16 protein-coding genes are annotated in these 21,957 nt (G+C 60.8%); 1 reads left to right on the top strand and 15 read right to left on the bottom strand.

Annotated elements, in window-relative coordinates; genetic code table 11:
- Nucleotides 1–225: 225 nt before the first annotated feature.
- Complete coding sequence (locus Mal15_RS26235) at nt 226–3,489, bottom strand: CRTAC1 family protein (protein ID WP_167547059.1); 3,264 nt, start codon at nt 3,487–3,489, stop codon at nt 226–228.
- Nucleotides 3,490–3,681: 192 nt separating this feature from the next.
- On the opposite strand from Mal15_RS26235, the gene Mal15_RS26240 reads away from it, so the two are divergent.
- The gene (locus Mal15_RS26240; protein WP_167547060.1) at nt 3,682–5,235 is read left to right on the top strand and encodes an FG-GAP-like repeat-containing protein; all 1,554 of its coding nucleotides are present in this window, start codon (nt 3,682–3,684) and stop codon (nt 5,233–5,235) included.
- A gap of 304 nt (nt 5,236–5,539) precedes the next feature.
- On the opposite strand, the gene Mal15_RS26245 is transcribed toward Mal15_RS26240, so the two are convergent.
- The 14 genes from Mal15_RS26245 to Mal15_RS26310 form a co-directional block, all read right to left on the bottom strand.
- A complete protein-coding gene (locus Mal15_RS26245; protein WP_147870466.1) occupies nt 5,540–8,890 on the bottom strand; it encodes a UTP--glucose-1-phosphate uridylyltransferase in 3,351 nt (1,116 codons plus the stop codon).
- Nucleotides 8,887–9,756: a sugar phosphate nucleotidyltransferase gene (locus tag Mal15_RS26250; protein WP_147872542.1), complete on the bottom strand. Its 870-nt coding sequence runs from the start codon at nt 9,754–9,756 to the stop codon at nt 8,887–8,889. Before Mal15_RS26250 ends, Mal15_RS26245 begins: the two co-directional genes overlap by 4 nt.
- Nucleotides 9,757–10,067: 311 nt before the next feature.
- Nucleotides 10,068–10,700 carry a redoxin family protein gene (locus Mal15_RS26255; RefSeq protein ID WP_147870467.1) on the bottom strand — a complete coding sequence of 211 codons (633 nt, stop codon included), beginning with the start codon at nt 10,698–10,700 and terminating at the stop codon, nt 10,068–10,070.
- A gap of 62 nt (nt 10,701–10,762) precedes the next feature.
- Complete coding sequence (locus tag Mal15_RS26260; protein ID WP_147870468.1) at nt 10,763–11,686, bottom strand: rhomboid family intramembrane serine protease; 924 nt, start codon at nt 11,684–11,686, stop codon at nt 10,763–10,765.
- An 897-nt stretch (nt 11,687–12,583) separates the two neighbouring features.
- On the bottom strand, nt 12,584–13,864 hold the full coding sequence (locus Mal15_RS26265) for an NAD(P)/FAD-dependent oxidoreductase (protein ID WP_147870469.1): 1,281 nt from the start codon (nt 13,862–13,864) through the stop codon (nt 12,584–12,586).
- Nucleotides 13,849–14,577: a methyltransferase domain-containing protein gene (locus Mal15_RS26270; RefSeq protein ID WP_147870470.1), complete on the bottom strand. Its 729-nt coding sequence runs from the start codon at nt 14,575–14,577 to the stop codon at nt 13,849–13,851. Before Mal15_RS26270 ends, Mal15_RS26265 begins: the two co-directional genes overlap by 16 nt.
- 276 nt (nt 14,578–14,853) lie before the next feature.
- Nucleotides 14,854–15,594: a CPBP family glutamic-type intramembrane protease gene (locus Mal15_RS26275; protein WP_147870471.1), complete on the bottom strand. Its 741-nt coding sequence runs from the start codon at nt 15,592–15,594 to the stop codon at nt 14,854–14,856.
- 29 nt (nt 15,595–15,623) lie between these two features.
- On the bottom strand, nt 15,624–17,150 hold the full coding sequence (locus Mal15_RS26280) for a hypothetical protein (RefSeq protein ID WP_147870472.1): 1,527 nt from the start codon (nt 17,148–17,150) through the stop codon (nt 15,624–15,626).
- Between the two features lie 150 nt (nt 17,151–17,300).
- Nucleotides 17,301–17,876, bottom strand: coding sequence for a hypothetical protein (locus Mal15_RS26285; protein WP_147870473.1), 576 nt, complete (start codon nt 17,874–17,876; stop codon nt 17,301–17,303).
- 263 nt (nt 17,877–18,139) lie between these two features.
- Entirely contained in the window at nt 18,140–18,922 is a 783-nt protein-coding gene (locus Mal15_RS26290; RefSeq protein WP_147870474.1) for a DUF4339 domain-containing protein, read from the bottom strand.
- Nucleotides 18,923–19,341: 419 nt separating this feature from the next.
- On the bottom strand, nt 19,342–19,818 hold the full coding sequence (locus Mal15_RS26295; protein WP_233903038.1) for a TadE family protein: 477 nt from the start codon (nt 19,816–19,818) through the stop codon (nt 19,342–19,344).
- 47 nt (nt 19,819–19,865) lie between these two features.
- The gene (locus tag Mal15_RS26300) at nt 19,866–20,894 is read right to left on the bottom strand and encodes a vWA domain-containing protein (RefSeq protein ID WP_233903039.1); all 1,029 of its coding nucleotides are present in this window, start codon (nt 20,892–20,894) and stop codon (nt 19,866–19,868) included.
- 46 nt (nt 20,895–20,940) lie between these two features.
- Nucleotides 20,941–21,369: a TadE/TadG family type IV pilus assembly protein gene (locus tag Mal15_RS26305; RefSeq protein WP_199773739.1), complete on the bottom strand. Its 429-nt coding sequence runs from the start codon at nt 21,367–21,369 to the stop codon at nt 20,941–20,943.
- On the bottom strand, nt 21,362–21,862 hold the full coding sequence (locus tag Mal15_RS26310) for a hypothetical protein (protein ID WP_199773740.1): 501 nt from the start codon (nt 21,860–21,862) through the stop codon (nt 21,362–21,364). The genes Mal15_RS26305 and Mal15_RS26310 overlap by 8 nt, the downstream gene beginning before the upstream one ends.
- Nucleotides 21,863–21,957: the final 95 nt, after the last annotated feature.

The following is a 21,957-nucleotide window of genomic DNA, read 5'->3' on the forward strand; positions in this document are numbered from 1 at the left end:
TCAATTGGGTAGGAAGATTTCGGGGGTAAGAAAATTGTGACCCCCCCTCTCCATTGGACGGAGCTAATTCTCCTACCTCCAAAATCTTCCTACCTCTCCACCCGGCCACGGTGTTCTGTCACGGCGGTTGGCGTCGGGAAAGAGATGGCAGAGTGATGCGGGGCAGAATGATGTCGGGGAGAGAAGCCGTTGGCGAGTTCCGCTACGATTCAATCCCGAACCGTTCTACCGCGCCGATTCGACGATCACCGTTTGATCGCGGGTGGGAACGTCGGGGAATCGTTCGCTGATCCCCGTCGGCCAGGTCACCGAGACATCGACGGCCTGGTCGGCCAGGTCGCCCAGGCCGAAGTGCATGACGCGGTCGTTGCTGCATTGGTACCCGTCGCCGGCGACCAAGAATCCGGTGTGGGTTCCCTGGCTGGTTTCGATACGAACGGTGCTGCCGATCGCGTTGCGTGAAGACGTGCGGCCTTTCAAATCCAACCGCAGCCAGTTGCCGACCTTGGGCGTGCGGTTGATCACCAGCGCGGTCGGCTCGGTTTGGTGCGTGACCACAAAGTCGACGTGCCCGTCGCGATTGACGTCGCTGGTCCACAAGCCGCGGCCGACGTGAAAGGATTGAAAGTACTCGCCCAGCGTCGCCAGGGACACGCCGCGGTAGCGGCCGTCGTCGGATCGTTGAAAGATCTGCATCGGCTGGTCGTACATCGCTTTTTCGTCACCCCGCGAGAACAGGTCGACGTGGCCATTGGTGACCACCAGTTCCAATTCACCGCTGTTGTCGATGTCGATCGCTTCGGTGCCGAACGCGACCAGCGGGTGGGTGTCGTCGACCAAACCTAACGCACCGGTGCGGTCTTGCCAGATGCCGGAGGAGGATTGGGAGTGCAAGGTGTTGTATTCTTTGTCGAAGTTGGTGACGTAAAAATCCAAGTCACCGTCTCGATCGAAGTCGCCGGTGGCGATCCCCATCGAACCTTGCGGGATGCCGCGATCGTCGCCGCCGATTCCACGCAGCATCGCCGATTCGGACAGCGAAAGTTTTCCATCGGACGGCTCACCGTCCAGACGACTCCAATAGTGGTTGTTGGTCATGTCGTTGGCCACAAAGACTTCGTTGCCCGGCTTGCCGTCCAGGTCGCCGACGATGATTCCCAAGCCACGGCCGGGCGAATCGGTGACCGCTCCCCAAGCCTCGGTCGAATCCACGAAGGTCCCGTCGCCTTGGGATTTCAAAAAACGATCCGGCATGGCGGGGAACAGCATCGGAGAACAGGATCGAATCACCGTGGATCCTGTCATCGGGCAACTTTGTGTCACCGGGGCCAAGGTGGCGCAGTAATTGACGACGACCAGATCGGCCAGTCCGTCATGGTCCAGATCGGCGATCGAACCGCTGGAAGACCATTCGTCCGGGGCGCCCGCCGGCATTTGATCACTCGCGTCGCGAAACGTTCCGTCTCCGTTGTTCACGTACAAGCGGTTGGGGCCGTAGTTGAGCACCAGCAGATCTGGAAAGCCGTCTTCGTTGATGTCACCGACGGCGACGCCTTGGCCGAATCCTTTGTCAGCCGTCTGCGATTGTTCCCCCACGCGTTGGAATTGTCCACCCAGGTTTCGGAACAACGCGTTGGGTTCAGAGTCCTGCGCCGGCGGTGTGCCACCGGCGGCCACCAGGTATTGGTCGCTCCAGCCGTCCAGGTCAAAATCGATCGTTCCGCCGCCGCATCCGAGCGTCTGGTACAGCATGATTCCCGGCTCGTGCAGCGTGTCGCTGGTCCGCCCCCAGAACGTCAGCCCGCGCTCGTCTGCTTCGTTTTCAAGCTTCCAGTCGACGATGACCCCATCCTGCTGGGCGGAGTTGCCGGCGATCGATCCGTCACGGCCGGTCGATTGCCGGACCGGATCGCTGGTCGAAACCACTTTTTCGATGCTCGGCAGTGGCAACCTGGCGTACAGAGAATCAAAATCCGGCAGTGCCTCGGGGACTCGCCAGGGCGTCTCCGGATTCAACCGCCCGACCAAATCGCTGCGAAAGGCATCGACATCGACCGAGTCGTCTTCGGGCAACGTGGTCGCAATCGCCGACCAAGCCTCGGCTTCCCACAGTCGCCCGAGCTTGGCGAGCGACTCGGCGATCTGAAGCGCGATGGCACGCGAGATTTCGCCGGTCCGGATGAAGCGGTCTTTGAGTTGGTGAAATCGTGTCAATTGTTGAGCGCGTGCGTTGACGACCGCGACCATTTCCTTGGTGACCGCGGGTTCCTTGCCGGTGACCGTGGCATTGTCGATAAACTGGGGCAGCAGCGTCGCCAACCGCGTCCAGATTTGAACGACGTCGGGATCGCCGCACGTGGCCGCTTGGGCAAACGCACGCAGCGCCGCAGGGCCGTCGTCGTTGGCCCGCGCCCAGTCGCCCAAGGCGATCCAGTAACTGGGGTAGGCCTGGATCCCGTCGGTCTGCGCCGCCGCCCAGCGTTCCAGTTCCTCAAAGCGTCGCGAGGCAGCCAAGGATTGTCCCAAGAATGCCTGGGACGGATGGTGTTCGGGGTGTTGGGCGACGATCTCACGAAGCAACTCGATCGCTTCGTCGAACTTACTCTCGTCGAATTTAGATTTCGCGGCGCCCAACAACGGTCGTTTGTCGTCGGGGTTGCGGGTGACCATTTGGTCCAACGGGTCGGCGTCCAAGGTCCGCCGCTCGGTGTTGCTTAAATCCTTCAGCATCCCGATGTCAAAGCGGCGGGCCAGCACCAAGGTTTGACCGTGTCGCATCGCCGAAACGCGATCGTCGGCACCGATGTAGAAATCGAACAACCAGCGTCGCGTTTCGTGTTGTTCCGGTTGCGCGCGCAGTGCCTGTTCCAGGAATTCCAACCCGTCGTAGTATTGTCCCAGCCCGATCATCGCGATCATGGTTTGTCGCACGCGGCTGGCATTTTGATAGGACTCCGATTCACAGGCCGATCGCAGAAATTCGGCGGCCTGTTCGGGACGCCCGGTTTCGTGGGCGGCTTGGGCGATCAAGACCAAGGTCTCCGGTTCGATCGACGATAAATCCCGGTCGGTTGTGCTGCCTGATTCGCTGCGGTTCTTCTCGGCCTGTTCCAGGATCACTTGGGATGCGGCCCAGGCCTGGTCCCATTGGCGGCGTCGTAGCGACAATTTGAGTGTGCCGACCGGGTTGGCCAGCGGTTTGTCATCTCGATGGTCCGCGTGGGATGACGCAGGATTGCCGTCCGTGTTGTCGGCATTTGGCGAGTGATCACATCCCCCGAGCAGTGACCCGAGCAATGAAACGGCGGTCAGCAGCAGTGTGAAACAGCGTGCGGTCGTGACACTGCGGCGATCGGAGGCAAGTGATTGCCACCGGCGCCCAGTTTTCGGCAAACACAACGCGACCTGCGACGTAATGCACGTCGTTGCGGTGATTTCACTGGATGTGACGTTCGTCGCAGCCGGCGGTGGGCCGATCGGGGCAAACATCTGTGGGCTTCGTTTCCGCATTGGTGCTGTGGATCTCCGTGGTTTGTTATAACCGACGACGCCTAAAATGATTCCTTTTCAGAAGTCTTCGTGAACATGAAAGCTTATTCGACACGCCCGATCTGTCGCACCAGGGGCCCAATCTGTCGCAGCAGCCGGTATACAGGGCTTCTATACGCCGCGGTGGCCGCAATGTTGCTGCCCATCGGGGGTGGTTGTGCAAAAAAAGACGACGAATCGGCTGCGTCGATCGAATCGCCGTCGGGCGAAACACCCCCCGAGGGCACGCTGTCGGCCAACGACGTCGCCTTTCTGAAGCGGTCCGGACCGAAAATCGAGGCGTTCTGCGGCGATTGCCATGCGATGCCGCGTCCGACGAGCTCTCCCGAAGATGAATGGGAGATGGAGATCATCCAGGGATTCGATCTGTATCGGACCTCCGGACGCACCGATTTGGACGTTCCCGATGAAGCCGACGTGCGACGGTACTTCAAGATGCAGGCCCCCAAGGATTCGGGGATGCCTGTTTCCGAAACGTTGAATTACCCCGACGCGGCGCTGACCCACACCAAGTCCGGCTTGTGGCGAGAACGCGTTCGCGCCGCCGGCGTCACCAACGTCAATTGGATCGACCTCGGATTCGAATCCAAGCCCGGCAATGCCTTGGTGTATTGCGACATCGGAACGGGAACGGTCAACGCGTACTGGCCCAACGATCCCGAGGGGGAAATCCGCCGTTTGGGGACCGTGTTGCAACCGGTTCACACCGAACCGTGCGACTTAAATCAAGACGGATTGGTGGACCTGTTGGTCGCCGACATCGGTGAATTCACCGCCAACGATAGCGATTTGGGACAGGTGTTGTGGATGGAACGGCTGAGCGACAGCGAGGCGTTTCGGACGCACGTCCTGATCGACGGGCTCAGTCGGACCGCCGATGCTCGTGCGGGCGATCTTGACGGGGACGGCGATGTGGATGTGTTGGTCGCGGCGTTCGGTTGGCGAAACAGCGGCCGGACGTTCATTCTGGAAAACCAAGGCATGGGGGATGACGGTGTGCCGATCTTTGAATCCCGTGACGTCGACCCGCGTCACGGTCCGGTGCACGTGCCGCTGGTCGACTTTGATGGCGACGGTGACCTGGACTTCATCTCATTGATCAGCCAAGAACACGAACGCGTGGAGTTGTTCCGTAACGACGGCAAGGGCAACTTTGAAAGCGAATTGATCTACGCGGCGCCGGACCCGGCCTATGGTTCCAGCGGCATTGAGCTGGTCGACATGGACGGCGACGATGACTTGGACGTGTTGTACACCAACGGTGATTCCTTCGATCGCGGCCCCAAACCGTTTCATTCGGTTCAGTGGCTGGAAAACGACGGCTCGCTGCCGATGCAGCGACATGAAATCTGCATCATGCCGGGGGTCTTGAACGCGACCGCCGGGGACTTTGACGGCGATGGCGATGTCGACGTCGTCGCCGTCGCGTTGCTGGGGGCGCACATCTCCAAAGACTGGGTCGCACAGGGAGCCTCGCCGATCGTGATGCTGTCCCAGCAAGACGATGGTTCGTTCACTCCGTCACGCTTGCCCGGGCGGATGCATGATCACCTGTCGGTCGTCAAAGGCGACTTTAACGGCGATGAGAAGTTGGACTTTGCGATCGGTAACTTTTTTCGCCCGGCTCCCAATGAGGTGCAGTCGGTGTTGAAGGAGCCGGAGTTGTTGATTTGGATGTCGAAGTGATCGGTGGGGTAGGAGGATGAGTTGGCAGAAGGATACGGGGCAGAATGATGGGGAGGCCGGTTGATGGGGGCAAGACGATGGGGGCAAAACGATGGGGCAAGACGATGGGGGCAAGACGATGGGGGCAAGACGATGGGGGCAAGACGATGGGGTGGCAGAATGATGGGGTGGCAGAATGATGGGGTGGCAGAATGATGGGGTGGCAGAATGATGGGGTGGCAGAATGATGGGGTGGCAGAATGATGGGGCATGGCATGATTCTGCCCCGTATTATTCTGCCTTCTTCCGTTTCTTGCAGCCGCTCTCAATCCCGCCAATCACAGAGCGAATCGATGTACTCGGCCGATCCGTCGCGTTTCCAGGGGTCCAGCTGAGCCTGCTCTTTGAGCTGTTGCCCGCGGCGTTTGGGGACGACCATGTATTGGCACTCCACCTCCGGAAGCGCCGTCATGTCGCCCCACAGTTTTTCGAACTGAGCCACCGGATAGATGTCTTCTTGGGCATGTCCCCAGCGTTTCTTGACATCTTTCAGTGTGATGTAGGTGGGCAATCGTTTGGCCAACTTGCGCACCGCGGAGTCGACGACGGTGGAGTCGGCCAAATCGGATCGCGTCAACTGGAACGTCTCCAGCAGGCGCCCGATGTCGATCCAAGTGGTCATGGAGTTGTAGTAGGACAGGTCGAATTCGATGCGTTCGTCCGGCATTGCCAATCCTTCGACCAACTGCGGGCGTCCGCCGACCAGTGCCAGTCCACCGCCGCGGTCTTCCAGCCGACGGGTGATGACTTCAAAGCTCAGGTCCGCCCCGCGACGGATGTGGGCGCCCAGCAGTCCCGGATCGACGTTCGCCCCCAACGTGTCGATGTTGTGCAGCATCAGATAGCGGAGTGACGGCTGGTCTTGCAGCAGTCGATGCAGCATTCCGTTGCGGAGCAAGTTGGGAACTTCGTACCAGTGCCCGACCGGATGCAGGCACTGGTTGGGCACGTTGTCGGTGTAGTCGCTCGCTTCGCCCGTCGTTCGGGCCCAGTTCATCAAGGCCGCGCGCACACTTTCGCGGACTTTTTGCTGTTGTTGGTCCAAGACCTGGCTGGCCGTTTCTTGCCACGCAAATTGCAGGTCGCGGACCGTCGGGACCATTCGCAATCCGACGCTTTTTCCGGTCGAGACCTCGACACCGCCGTCGAATCCGAATTGTTCATGGCGCTGCAGGTGTTCTCGGATCGGGGCGTCCGTCAGATAGCTGGTGGTGAAGACGTGGGGGATCGGACCGCCGATCGATCGGAGCGTCGCCCGCGTCTTGGCCAGGTGGACTTCCAAGAAACTGCGGTGGCGACCGGCAAAGCGATTGAACGGGTGCAGCGCCTTGCAGACTCCGGCGCCTTCGGTCCAACGACTGCCTACGCCGGCAGCCAGCGTCACGACGCCGACCTCTCCGTCGGCGATCGCTCGCTCGCCGGCCTTCACGTCTTCCGGGCTGCATCCTTGCCGCAGGTCAACGACGTGGTCGGGACCGACGTCGCGGATCGTCGTGCTGGGCGAGAGACGGTTCTGTGACAATCCGATCCGTCCGTTCTTCAAATCCGCTCGAATCTGTTCGTGTTGTTCGGCGTCGAACCCGATCGAATGCAGCAAATCGTGCAACGAGGTGTCGGACCGCTCGTCGGATTCATCATGGGGCAAGACACTTTGCAACAACTTGGACGACGCGGACGCGGCGATCTGGCCGTCGGTGCAGCGGCGTGCGATCGATTGCAATTCCGATCGCCGGTTGGGCGACAAATCACGCGGCGCAGTTCTTAGCAGGTTCGGCAACACCAATTGGTAATAGCGATCGGGCATCACGGCATCGTCGCCGCTGCGCAGCTGAGCCCAAGTGCCCTGGTCGTTGATGGAAAAGTCATAGACGACCGGGTCCATGGCGAACGGCAACGCGGTCTGCAATTGCGTTTTGATCTGGACCATTTCTTTTTGCAGCCAATCGCTGGCGGCCGCTTTGATCGACGGATCAAACAGGAATCCCATCCCGCCACCGGACATCCCGCCCAACATGACAAAGCCCCAGAAACGATCCCCATACTTGTCACGACAGGCCTGGATCAATCGATCGGTGAAACGATTGGTTGCCCAAGGGATGATCGTTTGCAACGGACCCTCGAAGTTCCGTGTCGTTGCTTGCCCGATCTGGCGAATGTCCCCGGATTCAATCGCCGCAACGACTTGGTCCAGAATCGTCATCGCTTCTTGACGCGCGCTCCATTCTGCTTCGCTGCGCAACAGGTAGCGCTCGGTCACCATTTCCAGGATCGGTCCGACGTTTTGGGCCATGCCGCCGTGCACCAGGACCATCGACTCCTGCAGCTTTCGACGCGTCTGCTCGCTCGCCCGCTGGCGATCAAAAACCTGATGGACCGGCATCAATCGTCCGCGGCTGACCCCGTGTTCGGGATCCCCCTCGGCCGCCTCGGCACCGCAAATCAGTTTGATCCCCGGCCAAACGCCGCCCGAATCTTGCCACCCGCCGCCGCTGCCGCCGATCCATTCACCGAGGATCGCCCGGGCGGCCACCAATCGTCGTTCCGATTCGGTCAGCCCTCCGGTCAGCGATTCGATCTGTCCGGTCGCCCGCATCAGAATCGAAATCAGTGATCCCAGCAGGTTGGTCGAAACCGCCAATCGAGACCCTTTGGGGATGTCGTTGATCTTGGAGACCAGTTCCAGCCCTTTTCCCGGGCCGATCAATTGGGTCAACAGTTCACTGATCGGACGCCCGCAGCCTTCCAGACCCGGAGGGACGATTCCCGCCGCGATCACGGCCGCTTTCAATAGCCCCAAGTAGTCGCGGGCGAAATCGAACATCTCGCCGATCGTCGTGACCTCCGCGGTCGCATTCAAATCGACGCTGGCCAACCGGAACACCGGCTGGTCGATGACTCGCAGGTACGTTTCGATCGGCGGACTGGGAGAATCGTCGCGGCCACGCACGCCCAGATCGACCGAGATGTTCAGGACCCGCGCCCCGGCGGGGTAGTCCATGCCCAAAAAGAAGATGTCGCTCCAGGCACTGTGGGAAAGATCCATACGCACCGCGGTCGTTTCACACAGCAACGGCATCGCACCGCGTTTCGGATCCGCACTGAGCAACTCGCGGCGCAGTCGCAGCGGATGGTCGATCGGGTGACCGAGCCGAAACATCCACTGATTGCCGCGCACCGTACGGACGCTCTTTCGAACCTGGTCGGCCAGCGTTTGGAAGCCCAGCTGATGATAGGCTTGGGCCAAGGCGCTGGAGATCGCGTCGCTGGGGCCGTCCGATTCTTGGGTCTGAAGAAAGTCGTCGATCGCTTCGGAAAAGCGTCGCGACAACAGGTGTTCATAGCCGCCAAACGGAATCAATCCGTCGCGTCGCAGGAAGGTCGATGACGCATCGTCCATTTCCAGCCGGCGGGGCAGATGGTAGCGGTGAATCGACGCGAGGAAGAACAGTGCGCGGACACGGCAGTAGAGGTTTTCTTCGTGACGTCGATAGGCGTCCAGCGATCGGCAATGCTCCAGCAGCTGCGTCGTGGTCGCATCGGCGACGACGGATTCCAGCGAACGGTGGCGAAGCGATTCGTCCTCCGATCGAATAATGTCGATCAATCGATTGCTCATGCGTCACGGCCCCCGTCGCCGATGACGGCACTGCGTTGAGCTAACAAGTCGACCAGCTCGGTCAAAATGTGATCGCGGTCTTGGCCCGACAGTGCGATCGCCAATTGAGAGATCAGCAACCCATAGGGGATCCCCAAGTTGTAACGCGTCCCGCGGACTTCGAATGCCATGTACTTGTGACGCGCTCGCAGCACATCCAACGCGTCCGAGAGCGTCGGCTTGGTCAATGATTTATCCGCGACGACTTGTTCCAACGCGGCGATGATGTCGTGGGTCAGGACGTGCATGCCGAAGAATCCCAGGTAGTGACCGGACCGCAGCCCCGGCGTGACCAATTCCTGTTCGGCCCGCGTCGGAGTCGGCTTTTCAACCACCCGTTGGACTTCGAACACCCCTTCTTGCCGCGGCACGCGTGTTCCCGAGACGATCCCGAAGTAGGGCAGCTTGTTTTCGCGGGTCGATTGCACGGCCGAGACCGAGCAGGCGAACTCCGAGGCGACGTGGACCAGTTGCCTGGCACACGAGATCTCCGACGCACTCAGGTACAAGTGATCGCCGACCAGATGCAAAAACGGTTCGTCGGCGACGAACGCCTTGGCACGCAAAATCGCGTCGGCATATCCGATCGGTTCGGGTTGCTCGACAAAGCGGACGCTACCGACCAAGTCACCGGCGGCTTGTTCGAATGAGCGTTGATCGCCCGGGCGGATCACCATGCAAATCTCTTCGACGCCGCACGAAAGCACCTCTTCCAAGATCAACTGCAACGCGGACTTGTCTTTCCCCTCGCGGTCGACCAGTTGTTGCGTGGGGATACGATTCTGATTGGGGGCCGCAGCGGTGATGACTGCTTTACGAACCTGCATGGCGGGCGCCGGGCGATTGGAAAGGAAACGGACGGGGGAATCGAGCGACAATGCGTCGACATCGTCCGCCAGGTCCCCAACGGATCGGCTCGCGGACTTGCAAAACATACCCGCAACCGCCGGGGCCTCGCACCCCCGCTGTCAATCCCGGTATGTTAACCGCCTTTCTCGGTCGGTAAGGGCCCGTAGGGACCGTCTCGTCTTAATATTCGGGTAGACGGTAGTGGACGACGCGAGAAGTCCTCACAGCTGGCAATCCGAATGGACTCGTCGCCTCGTCCATAACCCGAAAACCAAGCTGCGGCGGAATACTAAAGATTCTTGAGCGCCTGCAGGATCTCTTCGACCGATGCACGGCCGCCGTGCGAATCGCTGACCTTGGACCATGCGACTCGACGTCCCACTCCGATCACGTAGGCCGACGGATAGGCGGTCTCGCGACGGGCGTCCCAGCGGAGCCCCCAAGACGTGATCATCTCCATCCCCGGGTCGCGAACCAGCACCATTGGCTCGGGCAGCCGACGGGCCCCGAGGAACTGCTTGGCACGACGCTCCAAATCGGCATCGGAGTCTTCACCCGGATAAACCAGCACCACGCGGTTGGGGCGGTCGCCGAGCGCCGAACTCAGTGTCTTGGCCCGGTTGATCATCGCCCCGACTTGGCGATTGCAGATCGGACACTGGTATCCCGGAAAACCTCTCAGGACCACCACCACGACTGGGCCGTCGGCGTTCAGTTGCGAAAGCGTCACATAATCGCTCTGGCCCTGGATGGGCAGCTCAAAATCCGGTGCCTTGTCACCCACCGCGAGCGGCTTGTCTGGACCGGCTCCCCGCACCGTCGAAGAGCCGGGGATGCTGCCGAGCAGTAGGGCCAATACGGCAGTGGTCAAAAGCACGCGGGAGCATTCGGAGCGGCGCGTCTGGAAAGTCAGTGGTTTCATGGGGCACTCCCGGTCAGGGCGATCGTGTGGTGGCGATGGGACAGGTGGTTGCGATTCCCGCGTTATTCTCGATTGCGGCTTTCGCGTTTTCGGCGGCTGTGTCGTTCCAGTGTCCGCCGCTCGGCTCTCGTCAGACTCGCTTCTCCGCTGGCGTGGATCTTGGCCAGGATGCGGTCCACGTCATCTTCTTCGCGGCGCAGTTTGGCGTCGGGATCGTGCAGTTTCAACTTCGTCCGTCGGACCGATCGCCCGACTCGGTTGCGGTACTTGGAAACGTCCAGCCAGCCAAGGTTCCAGCGTTGGTAGTGGTAGGCCAAGGCGAATGCGATGCCCGCCAAGTGGACGGTGAACGCGGTTCCCCCCGTATCTTGTCCGGCCGGCCCGGAAAGCATCGACAACGAACCGAACACGTTGCTGATCACGAAAAACACCGCGATCACCCAGGCTTTGACCGGAAAGACGAACATCAACAAGATGGTCGCCTGGGGGTAATAGCAGGCGAACAGGATCGTCACGGCGCTGACGGCGCCGCTGGCTCCGATGACCACACCCGACGGCACCCCCATCGCCCAGTACGTCAGACAGCCCGCGATGCCGCCCAGAAACATCGAAAACAGATACACCCGCAGGAATTCATAGCGTCCCATCCGCTCCTCGACCGCTCGGCCAAAGATGAACAATCCGAACATGTTCAAGCCGACATGAAACGGCGTTTCCAGCGAGTGCAAGAATCCGTACGAAAGAAACTGGTGCCACATCCATGGTTGCAGCAAGGTCGTTTTCCAGCATCCAAACCAGGGCATCAACCGGCTGACCGTTTCACCCTGGCCGACCGCCTTGGCCGTGAACACATCGACCAGAAACACCGCCACCGTGATGATCACCAGGATGATCGTCATGCTCTTGGGCATCTGGGACTGCGATCTTAGATGCCGATCCCACGGCGATTCATCCTCGCGGCCGTAATCACGTTCGTACAATCCCATGCGGGTAGAACCAGTCTCTTGTAGCTAGGAGTGGAAATGATCGCGCCACGATTTGCACGATTCAATCCATCGCGGCGGTGCCAGGGCGCATCGTACAAGATCCCCCTCCAGCCGGTCGATATGAGGTTGAACGAGGAATCGATCGGAACGAGGTGAGACGCTCCGGTGCCGGTTCCGGCCTGCTGTCAATCCGATCACAGTCGCCAGGCTTCGGGCGGGCCGACGCAATACCCATCCCTCCTCGTTCCCAGGCTCCGTCCAGCCCCCGCGTTCCAAGGCTCCGCCTTGGAACGCCATGCGGGCGTGGCTCCAGCCACACGCGCTCGTGCCTCGGCATGCGGAGCCTGCGGGAATTCGCGTTCCCAGGCGGAGCCTGGGAACGAGCCGTGAAAACTGACGCCAAAACCCTCCCGCGCACGAAAAAACGGCCCCGACGCCGATCGAAGCCGTTTTCTCATGAATCAATGATCGCAGACGTTTACTTCTTGCGGTGCCGAATCTTGCTGCGCATACGTCGCTTCTTTCGCCCTACTTTTCGTCGCCCTTTACCGGTCTTCTTGGTACCCACCGAGTCGGTTCTCCAATAGTTTTACGCCGACTTGATCGGCCTTAAGAAAATGTGAATGGATGTTTCGGCCGGCGCTTCGGCTCAGCCAACTGCGAGCCCCAAAGCCTAGCAAATTCACGACGACGGGCAAGCCGAAAATAGCCTGTCGTCCGATTGGCCGGCCAAACGGCCGTCTCGGAGGCGAATTTCTGCTCGATGACGAGGCGCTTGCGAGGGTCGCCGTGTACTCCGAACCCGGCGCACGCGAAACAGCGAAGCGTCGCACCGCGCCGACCTCGGAGAGGACGGCGACTGTCCCGCCCATTCGGAAGCGATGCCGCGGTATTACCCTATGCCGCGTCGTCGCCGGTCCCCGGTTGGGGAGGGGCCGACCTGTCCTCGTGCAGCCTGTCCTCGTGCAGCCTGTCCGCTTCCAGCGAGTCATCCTCCAGAGGCCGCGCATGCTCGCGTTGGACCTGCTGGACGGCGAATTGGCCGAATCGTGGAAATCGCGACATCGCGCCGATCGTGTGGTGCACCAGTCGCGGGTGGCGGAGCAGTCTGGAAATCCATCGGCAGCGTCGCTGCTGTCTCCCCAGCAACTTCTTCAACGCGTCTGTCCACTGCTGGGGTGCGTCATTGTCCCAGTGGCGGATCGCGCGGTCGATCCGGGGCACGACGGCGGTGCCTGCACGCACCGCCCAAGCCATGCCTTCGCCGGTGAACGGTTCGACGTAGCCCGATGAATCGCCGACAAAAAACAGCCGCTGCGCTCCGGCAATCTTGCGTCGACGTGTCAGGGTCGGGGTCCCGCGGAAATCGGTCGATTCCAGCCGAGCGGCCAAATCCCAGCCGCACGAACGCAGGATCTGGTGACAGACCTCCGACGGCCCGAAGGTCTGGACCGCGGCACGATCGACCGCGGCGGCCAAATTGACCTGCTGATTCTCCGTCATTACCAGTCCGACGTAACCGGTGTCTGCGATCGCCATGTAGATCACGCCGCTGGCCAGATGCATCACGCCACTGCGATCGTCGCCCTGGTTCCAATGGGCTCCCAGTCCGATCCGTGAGTCGGCCGGGACGACCAGTCGGTCGTCCGAGTCCCCGGAGACCGGTTTGCTGGCCAAGCCGTTGGCCGCAACCACGATCCGGGCGTCGTATCGGTTGCCGTCGTTGTCGCACAGCGATCGCTGCGCCCCATCGGCGTCCGCGGCGATGATCGTGACCGCCGTCTCGCTCAAGAACTGCGCACCGGCAGCGATCGCCGACTCGACCAAGACGCGATCCATCGCGTAGCGTGACACCGCATGGCCGCCGGGAAGTTCCAGATTCGCCCGGCTCCGTCCGCTGCGAAGACAGTACTGGTCAAGCCCGTGTCCGCCGATCGCTTCGATCGCGTTCCAGACCCCGGCGCCGCGCAATCCGGCGATCGCGTCGCTGTTCAGGCATGCCCCACAAACCTTGTGCCGCGGAAACGTCGAACGCTCGATCAGCAACACCTTGCGGCCGCGCCGCGCGAGCCCCAGTGCGGTCAGCGAACCGGCAATCCCAGCTCCGACGATCACCGCGTCCCAGCGTTCACCGGACGCCGTTTGGCGGGAGATCGTCGATGTTAGCTCTTGGCCCATCCCGATGTGGCTCCGGCGTCATAAACCAACAAAAACCGTTCCGGCCATTTCCGCGTGATCTGAACCGGTGTCAGCCCCGCCCGTGTAGCCAGTTCCGACGCTTCGGAAATCGTCAGCGCCGCACGCACGCTCAACGGACCATCGACGTGACACACCTTGCTGGTCGTCAAGAGCCGGATGCCCCACTTGGCCAAAAAGTACCCCAGTTGAGAACGCAGCAGGTCGCTGATCACCACCTTGTGCCGCGCGCACGTCCGCATCGCCACGAGTAGACGCACGACGTCGGCCGCTTCCAAGTGATGAAGGAACAATGAACTATAAACCACATCAAAGCCCGTGGGCAAATCGCCGCCGAGTGCATCGTGCTGGACAAATGATACGTCCGCGCCCCGGCGCTGCGCGTTTTCACTCGCAAACGCGACGGCGGTTTCGCTAAGATCACAGCCGACGATCTCCATGTCGATTCCCTTGCGATCGGCCAATCGCTTCAACCCGATCGCCACATCGCCGCCGCCGCAAGCGACATCGAGCACCCGGATCGGTCGCCCCGCCACCGCATCGGACACCTGAGCAATCGGTTTCCAAATCGTTCCCGCCGCACCGCTGAGTCGATTGACTCTCGAAAGCCCATGCAACGCTTTTGCATGCAGCGCACCGTCCAAGTCCGGTTGGTCCATCCATTCGTCTTGTCGGTCGCGTGTGTGCAGTTGCATTTTAAAAACGTCCTACGGATTGTGGATGTTAGTCCGATCACAGGTGGGATCAGCCGTTTCGCGCTAGCGTACGGGCCTGCAACACGAAGAAATCACACCGACGCCCGTTGGCTGGCGCCCAATGCCACCTACTCTATGAGCCGACGGCGCTCGCCGCGGGCCTTGGATTGCCCTTTGAGACTTGTAAGGCCCGAGGCTAGCGCCTACGGCTCGGTTTATGATCGAAAGCAGGTGCATTGGGCTCGCGCCAAACGGCTGATTAAACCAACAAGCCGCCTACCACAGATGCCAAGTGCCGGTCAGGCAGACGTAGATGCCCAAAATCAAATTCGTCACGCCGTGGGCGATCACGCAATTCCAGAACTTTCCCGTTTTTACCATCAGCCAGCTGACCAGTGAAAACCAAAGCGCCGCGGCGAAGCATTCGGCCGGATGCGTGGCAATCCCATAAACCGTGCCGATGATTAATCCGTTGCGGCCGATTTCGGTCAGCGGCAGCGACGGCCAGTCTTCGGCCTCGAACGCCCGCATCACAAACCCGCGCAAGAACAGCTCTTCGGCGATCGGCACACAGACCGCCAGCAATGTGAATCGCATCAGCAAAAAGCTCGCCAATTCGGCGCCCGACGGATAGGTCGCAAACGGATTGACCCCGTCGCGCTTGGGCAACCAATCGTCCGGCAAGGCGAACCAATCGATGATTTGGCGTTCCAGATCCAGGGCACAGACGCCGATCCAAAGCGCCGCGCCGACGACCCCGACGATCCATCCCCAGCAGTCGATCGCCAGCGGGAATTGACGCACGATCTCGCGGCCGAACCACAGAATCGCCGCGGACATCGCAACCACTCTGGCAACCACCGAGATGAAATAGGCCGAGGCATGAACCGTTTCGCCGTCGCGGACCGGACTGGTGTCGATCACCGCGGCGAGAATAAAGAACATCAGCAGCGGCACGATCATCGCTGCTTTGCGGTGCCACGTGCTGGTGGGCCGCTGGCCCGTGTCGTGGCTCAAGTCGTGGCTCGAGTCCGAGTTCGGCTCGCTCACGACGTACCGGAGTCGAGTTCACGACTGTAGACGGCCAACGCGGTTTCGAACGTCTCCGACCGGATCTTGAATTCCGGGTTGGAATCGGTGTAACGATTGCAGTGGTCGACCAGCACGCGATACAAAAATCGGAACAGGTGTCGCGGGACACGCAACGAATTGAACGCCGAGATGATCCTGGCGTAGTCCAGGTCGGAAAACAGGTCCTTCGGCTCGGGAGATTTCCCCGGAGCCGCACAGGCGATCATGCGGGCTCGGGCCAAGTCGTACAGCGATTCGCCGGTCCATTGAAACGACGGGATCACGTTCTGTTTGTCCAACCGAGCGCGTTCGTGAAAGTCACGCGATTCACGTTCCATGTCTCGGTGCAGATCCTGCGGCAGCATCAATTTGAATCCCACCCCCGGATGTTTCAGCAGTTTGTTGTCCAGCAGCGGCCAGACGAACAGACGCATCAGTTCGGTCTTGCCGCCCGTCATGTGCGGTTCGTCGACGCGGTCCATCAGCACGATCATGCCGCTGTACCCCAGTCGATCGATCACCGATTGAAACTTGTTCAGCAATTCGTAGCGATCGTCGGTTCGATCGTACCTCGGCAAGGGCTGGCTGGCGAGTTCTTTGATGGGAATCGAATGCAGCAGTTTTCGTGTGGTGCCGACTTCACGTTTGCCGACCCGCATGTGACGACGAATTCGAAACGCCGCCCACCAGGTTTTCAGCAGCCGCCACAGATACGGGGCCGATCCGATCAGCATCAACACGGGAGCCAACCAAAGGTAATCCCAAACCGTCTTCGGCGCCGCCACTTCGCCACCGTCGGCCGCGGCGGCATCACCACCGCCGGAGCCGCTGAACATGAAGTAGACGAACGCCAACGCGACGATCACGCTCCATGCGCAAGCAAACCAACAGCTGATTTTGGCGACGATGTTGCCGTACCCCAAGTGCCGCCGCAGCGAATTCCAGCGTTCGATGAACGAACCATCACTGGACTGGTCATAGCAGGCGGCCAACAGCAACAGATCGCGCGCGGCGGTGCGGTCCAATTTCGACAACATCTGGCGATCGATGCCGTCGTTCACCTGGTCGGCTTTCAAAATTTGGTCGACCAGTTTGGTGACGCCCAAGCAGAGGATCGAATCCATGTGATCCCAAAGCTTCCATTCTTTGAGCACGCGTTCGGGTTTCCGGTTGGTGCGGCGGCTGAGTCGTTCGCTGAAGTGATCCAGGAATGGGTTGAAGTCATCGTAGGCGATCGTATAAATCCGCTCGCCGGGATGTTCCTGATTGAACTTCTGCAGATGCCGCAGGACCTGCAGCCGCATCGCGGTTTTGCCCGACCCCTTGGGGCCAAAAACGATGGCCGTCGATGGTTCGGTGGGATCCCCGTACACCTTGTCCCAGACGGGGTGGTACGCGTTGGCGATACAGTGTTCTTTGAACACCTGGTCGGTCTGGGCGTCTTCCTCGGCAAAGGGATTGCGGACGATGCCGTGGTGTTCCAGCAAGCTCTGGATATTCATGTTCGAATCATTGCCTCGTGCTCAGAAACTCGTGCTCAGAAACTCGAGTGTCGAATTTCCAGAGCGTTGCCTGGAATCAGATGAAGATCTCAAGCGAGCGCCCTCAAGTACCGGACGGCTCGCCCGTTTCGATTGACGACAGCGACCGGTTTACTGGCTGATCGATTTGACCATCGCCACAAACTTCTCGCGGTTGCCTTTGACGATTTCGGCAGGCCCGATCATTTTGACGAAATACTGCCGGCCTTCCGGTTCGACCATGATCGCGCCGGCCATCGCGTAGTCTTCTCGCTGAACCACCTTGCCTCCGGCGAACGGCCCGCCACCCATGCGTTCGGCATAGGCACCGCTGACGTCGACGATGTGGACGGACCATTTGCCGATGTCCATTTGTTCGGTTTTTTGTGCCGCATCGTCTCCACCGGAAAACTGGCCTTTCCATCGTTTGATGTTGGCTTCGACGCTACCGCCGGCGGCCATCATCGTCAACCGCGCCGTCGTTTCACCCTCGCCGACCTTGAACTCATGTTCGATGATTCGCGAGGCGGGGCGGGTTCGCTTGAATTCGGCCGGAACCTTCATCTCCGCTTTTCCGAGCACGCTGATCGTCTCGCCTCCTTTCTCCGCTTCGTCAGCCTTCAGCGGGCAAGCGGTCAAGACGATGGTCGACGTAACGAATGCTGCAATCAGGGCGATGGGGCCGGCGGCTGCATAGAGAGATCGCATTTGGGAACTCCGCGAGGGTCGGGGGAGAGTTAAAAGCAGGGACGGTTAATCTTGGGACACTTTAGCCGATCAGGCAAAGGGTCTGAAAGTCGGCGGGCGGTGCTTTGTCAAAGCGAACCGGTCCGCGTCACGTTGACGTAGCTACGCTCGCCAGAGCGTGGCGAACACGGCGGATCCACCTTCTGGCGAAGGTAGCTACCTTCAATCGGCAATTCACGACGTTTCGTAGGCAAAGCGGCGCCGAGCAACGATCCGCCGCCGAGCTAGCCGCTGGTCGAGGCCACCAGGATCAACGTGACAAACAAACCGACGACCAAGGTGGCCAAGACGGCGACCAAGGTGATCCTGCGCGAAGAGCGTTTGCGTCGGACCGCACCGATTTTGGCATCACCGGCGAAATCCGATCCGATCCGGCTGGTCTTTTCGTGGGAGATCCGGGTGGTCATCTTGGATCCACTGGGGGCGTCGGAGAACGGCTCGATCGCGGTCGTTGACGGTGCCCCGGGCAGCGAATCGGCGATCTCCGCCAACGCATCGGACGCTTCTCGCCACTGCGGCCAGCCGTCTTTCCACAGCAATGCGGTTTTGGCCACGCGGCCTTCGCCGATCCAGATCTTCAGCATCTCCGAAGTGGCAGGTCCGTATTGTCCCCCGCTGGGTGGGCGGACGTACCAGGTCGCCGCCGAATCGCCGGAAAGAATCTCCGGGGCCTCTCCTGCGAAGGTTCCCTCCGCGTCCTCCGTGGGGGAGGAACCAGCGGCCGTTACCGATGATGTCGCAGTGGCGGTTGCCGTGCCGGCCGCTGCCGCCGCTTCGGTGGACGCGTTTTCCGCCTGTGGTGAACTCGCCGAGAAATCCTCTGCCACTGCGTCCGCTTCCACGCGGTTCACTTCGATGCCGGTCGCTTGTGTGTCGATCGCTGCCGCCGCGGGCCGGGGTGTGGCGATCGGCGACGAGAATTCGGCATCGGCCAGGGGAATTCGGAACCTGGTGCCGCACTCGGGGCAAACGCCACGACGACCCGCCAATTCGGATTTGATGTTCAACGGTTTCGCACAACCGTGACACGAAAATCGGATTCCCATCGGCCTGATTTGAAAAGACTGGAACGGAGGCCCGATCGAGCATGCCACGCAGGTCGGGATCGGGCGAAGGGTCCAGTGTAGCCCATCACCGGTTCGCCGTCGGACCGTGCAGGTCCATCGACTTTAAAAAATCAGGCCAGTCCTGGTCTCCCGCCGCAGCTTGATTTTCGGGTGGGCTGGACCGTCGCCGTCCTCTCCGAGGTCGGCGTGGGGGAAAGCTTCGTTTTTCGTGCGCCGAGTTCGGAGAACACGGCGACTCTCCGAACGCATCGGCTAGCCGTAAATCGTGAGCCGATGGCGCTAGCCACGGGCCTCGAAGGGCGATGCTGGCACCGCTAGGCCCGCGGCTAGCGCCGTCGGCTCACTAATTCGACAGCCCACTAGAGATTGGAACTCTCACGCTGCATCGTCAGCGTCCGCGTGATCGTGCTGCCACCGGTGAATTGTGGCGGCACAAACGTGTTGGCATCCAACGAGACTTCGACGGTCAGCGTCAGTTCGGGGGTTTGGTTGTTGATCGTCGACGGTGAAACATCGACCGTCGTGGCCCGCAGACCCAGGGTCCCCAGCACGTTGTTCGCCGCGGCACGGGCGTCGGCCGCGGTCGCCCCCGGAACGATCGCTCGGCGACAGCCTTCGTACACCGCATTGTCGACGGTGTGCCGAATCATCGCGACGCGGCAGAATTCAAAGGCGGCGAAAAAGAAGAAGAACAACAACGGTGCGACGATCGCGAATTCAACCATCGCCGCACCGCGTCGCGGGCGGATACGGCGTCGCGGCGTTGGCCGACGTGCCGATCGCAGGTCGGGGCGACCGATCTGGAGGGGGCGGTCAACTGCATCGGTGGCATTCACGTGGTGGTCGCTCCTGTTCGTCGCCAACGCGGATTCTGTTGTGGCCGTCATTCTGTGATCACCGTTCCCAACGTGAGTGCGATCTCCCGATAGGCCTCGACCAGTTCGGCGGCGCTGAGGGCGTGGAAGTGGCGTCCGCCGCCGATGGCCGCAACCGCTCGCATGCGGTTTTGGTCTGCCCCACGTCCGAAGGTGATGGTGTGGATTTGGATTTGATCGGCAGCCAGGTCGGTCGCCACCGTCGCCGGTTCGGGACCTTCGTTGTGCAATCCGTCGGTCATCACGATCATCGTGCGTTCCACGAAATCTTCGTCGCGCCCGGAATTGATGATCGCTTGACCGGCTCGCATCCCGCGGCTGATACTCGTGCGTCCGCTGGTGACCAGGGCGGACAACCCGCTGGTGATTTCACCCAGGTTTACCGTCAGTTGGACGTCTTGGGTGGCGAATTGATTGTAGGACGCCAACCCGACTTGTTCGTTGACCGGGGTGGTGCCCAGGGTTGCGACAAACACGCCGATCGCGGTTTGCAGGTCCACGAACTTCGTTCCGGTCATCGAACCGCTGCGGTCGACGACCAAGATGACGTCGCGTTCGATGTAGGTCGCCGCCGACGTCAGTTGCGGTTCGAAGGTGCTGAACCCCAGGATGTTTCCGAACAATAGTGGGATCGCGCCCGACGCCGAACCGCTGGTCCGACGCCCGGTCACACGAACGGTGTTCAGCGGTGTGGCACCGTTGCGAAATACGAAACGCCCCTCGGCGTCCTGGTCGCTACGGCCGAATTCAAAGTCGCTGTTTTCCAATTGCAGCGGCTGGCCGTTGACGCGGTTCAGCAATGCGATCTCCTGGCCCCGACGGATCGCAAGCGAGGTGTCGAAGGTTTTCGACAACTCCTGCGACGCCGCCTGGCTGGCCGCATCGGTGGCCGATCGCAGCTCCGTTCGGGACAGATGCATGTGGGCGATGTCGACCGAAAAGGCGACGGTGGCGACGAACCCGACCAGCATGACCAGGATCAGGATCAGCATCGCACCGCGGCGTTTCCGCCGACGCATGGCAGTGGGGGTGACCATCGGTTTGAATCCAACGGGGGTGTCAGTGGAAAGGGGCACGCTTGTTCTATTCCTTTAACATCACGACGCGGGCGGTCAGGTCTCGGTTGCTGACGAATTCGCCCGCGATCGGGCTGTTGGTCCGCGTCGGGGCAGAGACTTCGCAAATGATCTGATCGCCACGTTGCAAGTTTTCCACGCCCGAGGGGAATCGGATCTCGAAATCGTTGACGCCTCGGGATTCCAGAATCGCAAGCGCACGGGCGTCAGCCTGGGCCTCGGTGCTACCCGGCTTGGCGGCCTCGCGGATTCCCTCGTAGCACGCCACGCTCAAGGATTGTTTCAAAAAGATAAAGCTGGATGCTTCGATCGATCCGAACACCAGCAACACGATGACGGGCAAACAGACGGCGAATTCGACCGCCGCGACCCCGCTGCGCTTGCGTTTCAATCGTCGCTTGCCACCCATCGAACCACCCCTGGATGGACTACCCATCGGACCGCTCCCCTGCGTTGTCCGTTGCCGGTGTGCCTGTTGCCGCCGCGGTGGTGCCCGTCGTGTCCGTGGTCGGCTGGTCGGCTTGCCGCAGCTGCATCACGTCATTGAAATGGGACGCCATCTCCTGCCAGAAATCGTTGTCGCGAAACTTCAGTGGAGCGACCGCGCGGCCCGCCTTGATGTCTTTCAGGGTGTTTCGCAATCGCAGGATCGGGCCGGCAAAACGATGACTCAGCTTCAACGTGTCCCAGACGAACGCGGGGATCAACGCGACCGTGATCACGAAGAACGGCAAGAACCGTCGCAGCGTGTCGCCGAAGGTCTGGCCCCAATCGGCATCGGGTTGCTCGAACAATCGAATCCAGAACGTCAATGCGATCGTGTTGCAGACGAAGAACACGATCCAATGCAACGCCACGCGGCGGACCAAGCTGCCTTGGACCTCCGTGTCGACGAGCGTTCTGCTGCGTTTTGCGGGAATTGTAGCCATCGTCCTATCAGATTGATTCGTGGTTGACCGGTACTTGCGGCCTGTCGCAAGCACGCCCTACGGAAAAACGTAGGCCACGAATAACGTGATCGGGG

Source organism: Stieleria maiorica (genome assembly GCF_008035925.1).
GTDB lineage: Bacteria > Planctomycetota > Planctomycetia > Pirellulales > Pirellulaceae > Stieleria > Stieleria maiorica.

Coding starts and splice junctions, on each gene's coding strand:
- Mal15_RS26260 (WP_147870468.1), bottom strand. CDS start 11,686: ATGGGATTGTACGAACGTGATTACGGCCGCGAGGATGAATCGCCGTGG.
- Mal15_RS26280 (WP_147870472.1), bottom strand. CDS start 17,150: ATGAATATCCAGAGCTTGCTGGAACACCACGGCATCGTCCGCAATCCC.
- Mal15_RS26310 (WP_199773740.1), bottom strand. CDS start 21,862: ATGGCTACAATTCCCGCAAAACGCAGCAGAACGCTCGTCGACACGGAG.
- Mal15_RS26240 (WP_167547060.1), top strand. CDS start 3,682: ATGTTGCTGCCCATCGGGGGTGGTTGTGCAAAAAAAGACGACGAATCG.
- Mal15_RS26235 (WP_167547059.1), bottom strand. CDS start 3,489: ATGTTTGCCCCGATCGGCCCACCGCCGGCTGCGACGAACGTCACATCC.
- Mal15_RS26250 (WP_147872542.1), bottom strand. CDS start 9,756: ATGCAGGTTCGTAAAGCAGTCATCACCGCTGCGGCCCCCAATCAGAAT.
- Mal15_RS26305 (WP_199773739.1), bottom strand. CDS start 21,369: ATGGGTAGTCCATCCAGGGGTGGTTCGATGGGTGGCAAGCGACGATTG.
- Mal15_RS26265 (WP_147870469.1), bottom strand. CDS start 13,864: ATGGGCCAAGAGCTAACATCGACGATCTCCCGCCAAACGGCGTCCGGT.
- Mal15_RS26300 (WP_233903039.1), bottom strand. CDS start 20,894: ATGGTCACCCCCACTGCCATGCGTCGGCGGAAACGCCGCGGTGCGATG.
- Mal15_RS26255 (WP_147870467.1), bottom strand. CDS start 10,700: ATGAAACCACTGACTTTCCAGACGCGCCGCTCCGAATGCTCCCGCGTG.
- Mal15_RS26285 (WP_147870473.1), bottom strand. CDS start 17,876: ATGCGATCTCTCTATGCAGCCGCCGGCCCCATCGCCCTGATTGCAGCA.
- Mal15_RS26270 (WP_147870470.1), bottom strand. CDS start 14,577: ATGCAACTGCACACACGCGACCGACAAGACGAATGGATGGACCAACCG.
- Mal15_RS26245 (WP_147870466.1), bottom strand. CDS start 8,890: ATGAGCAATCGATTGATCGACATTATTCGATCGGAGGACGAATCGCTT.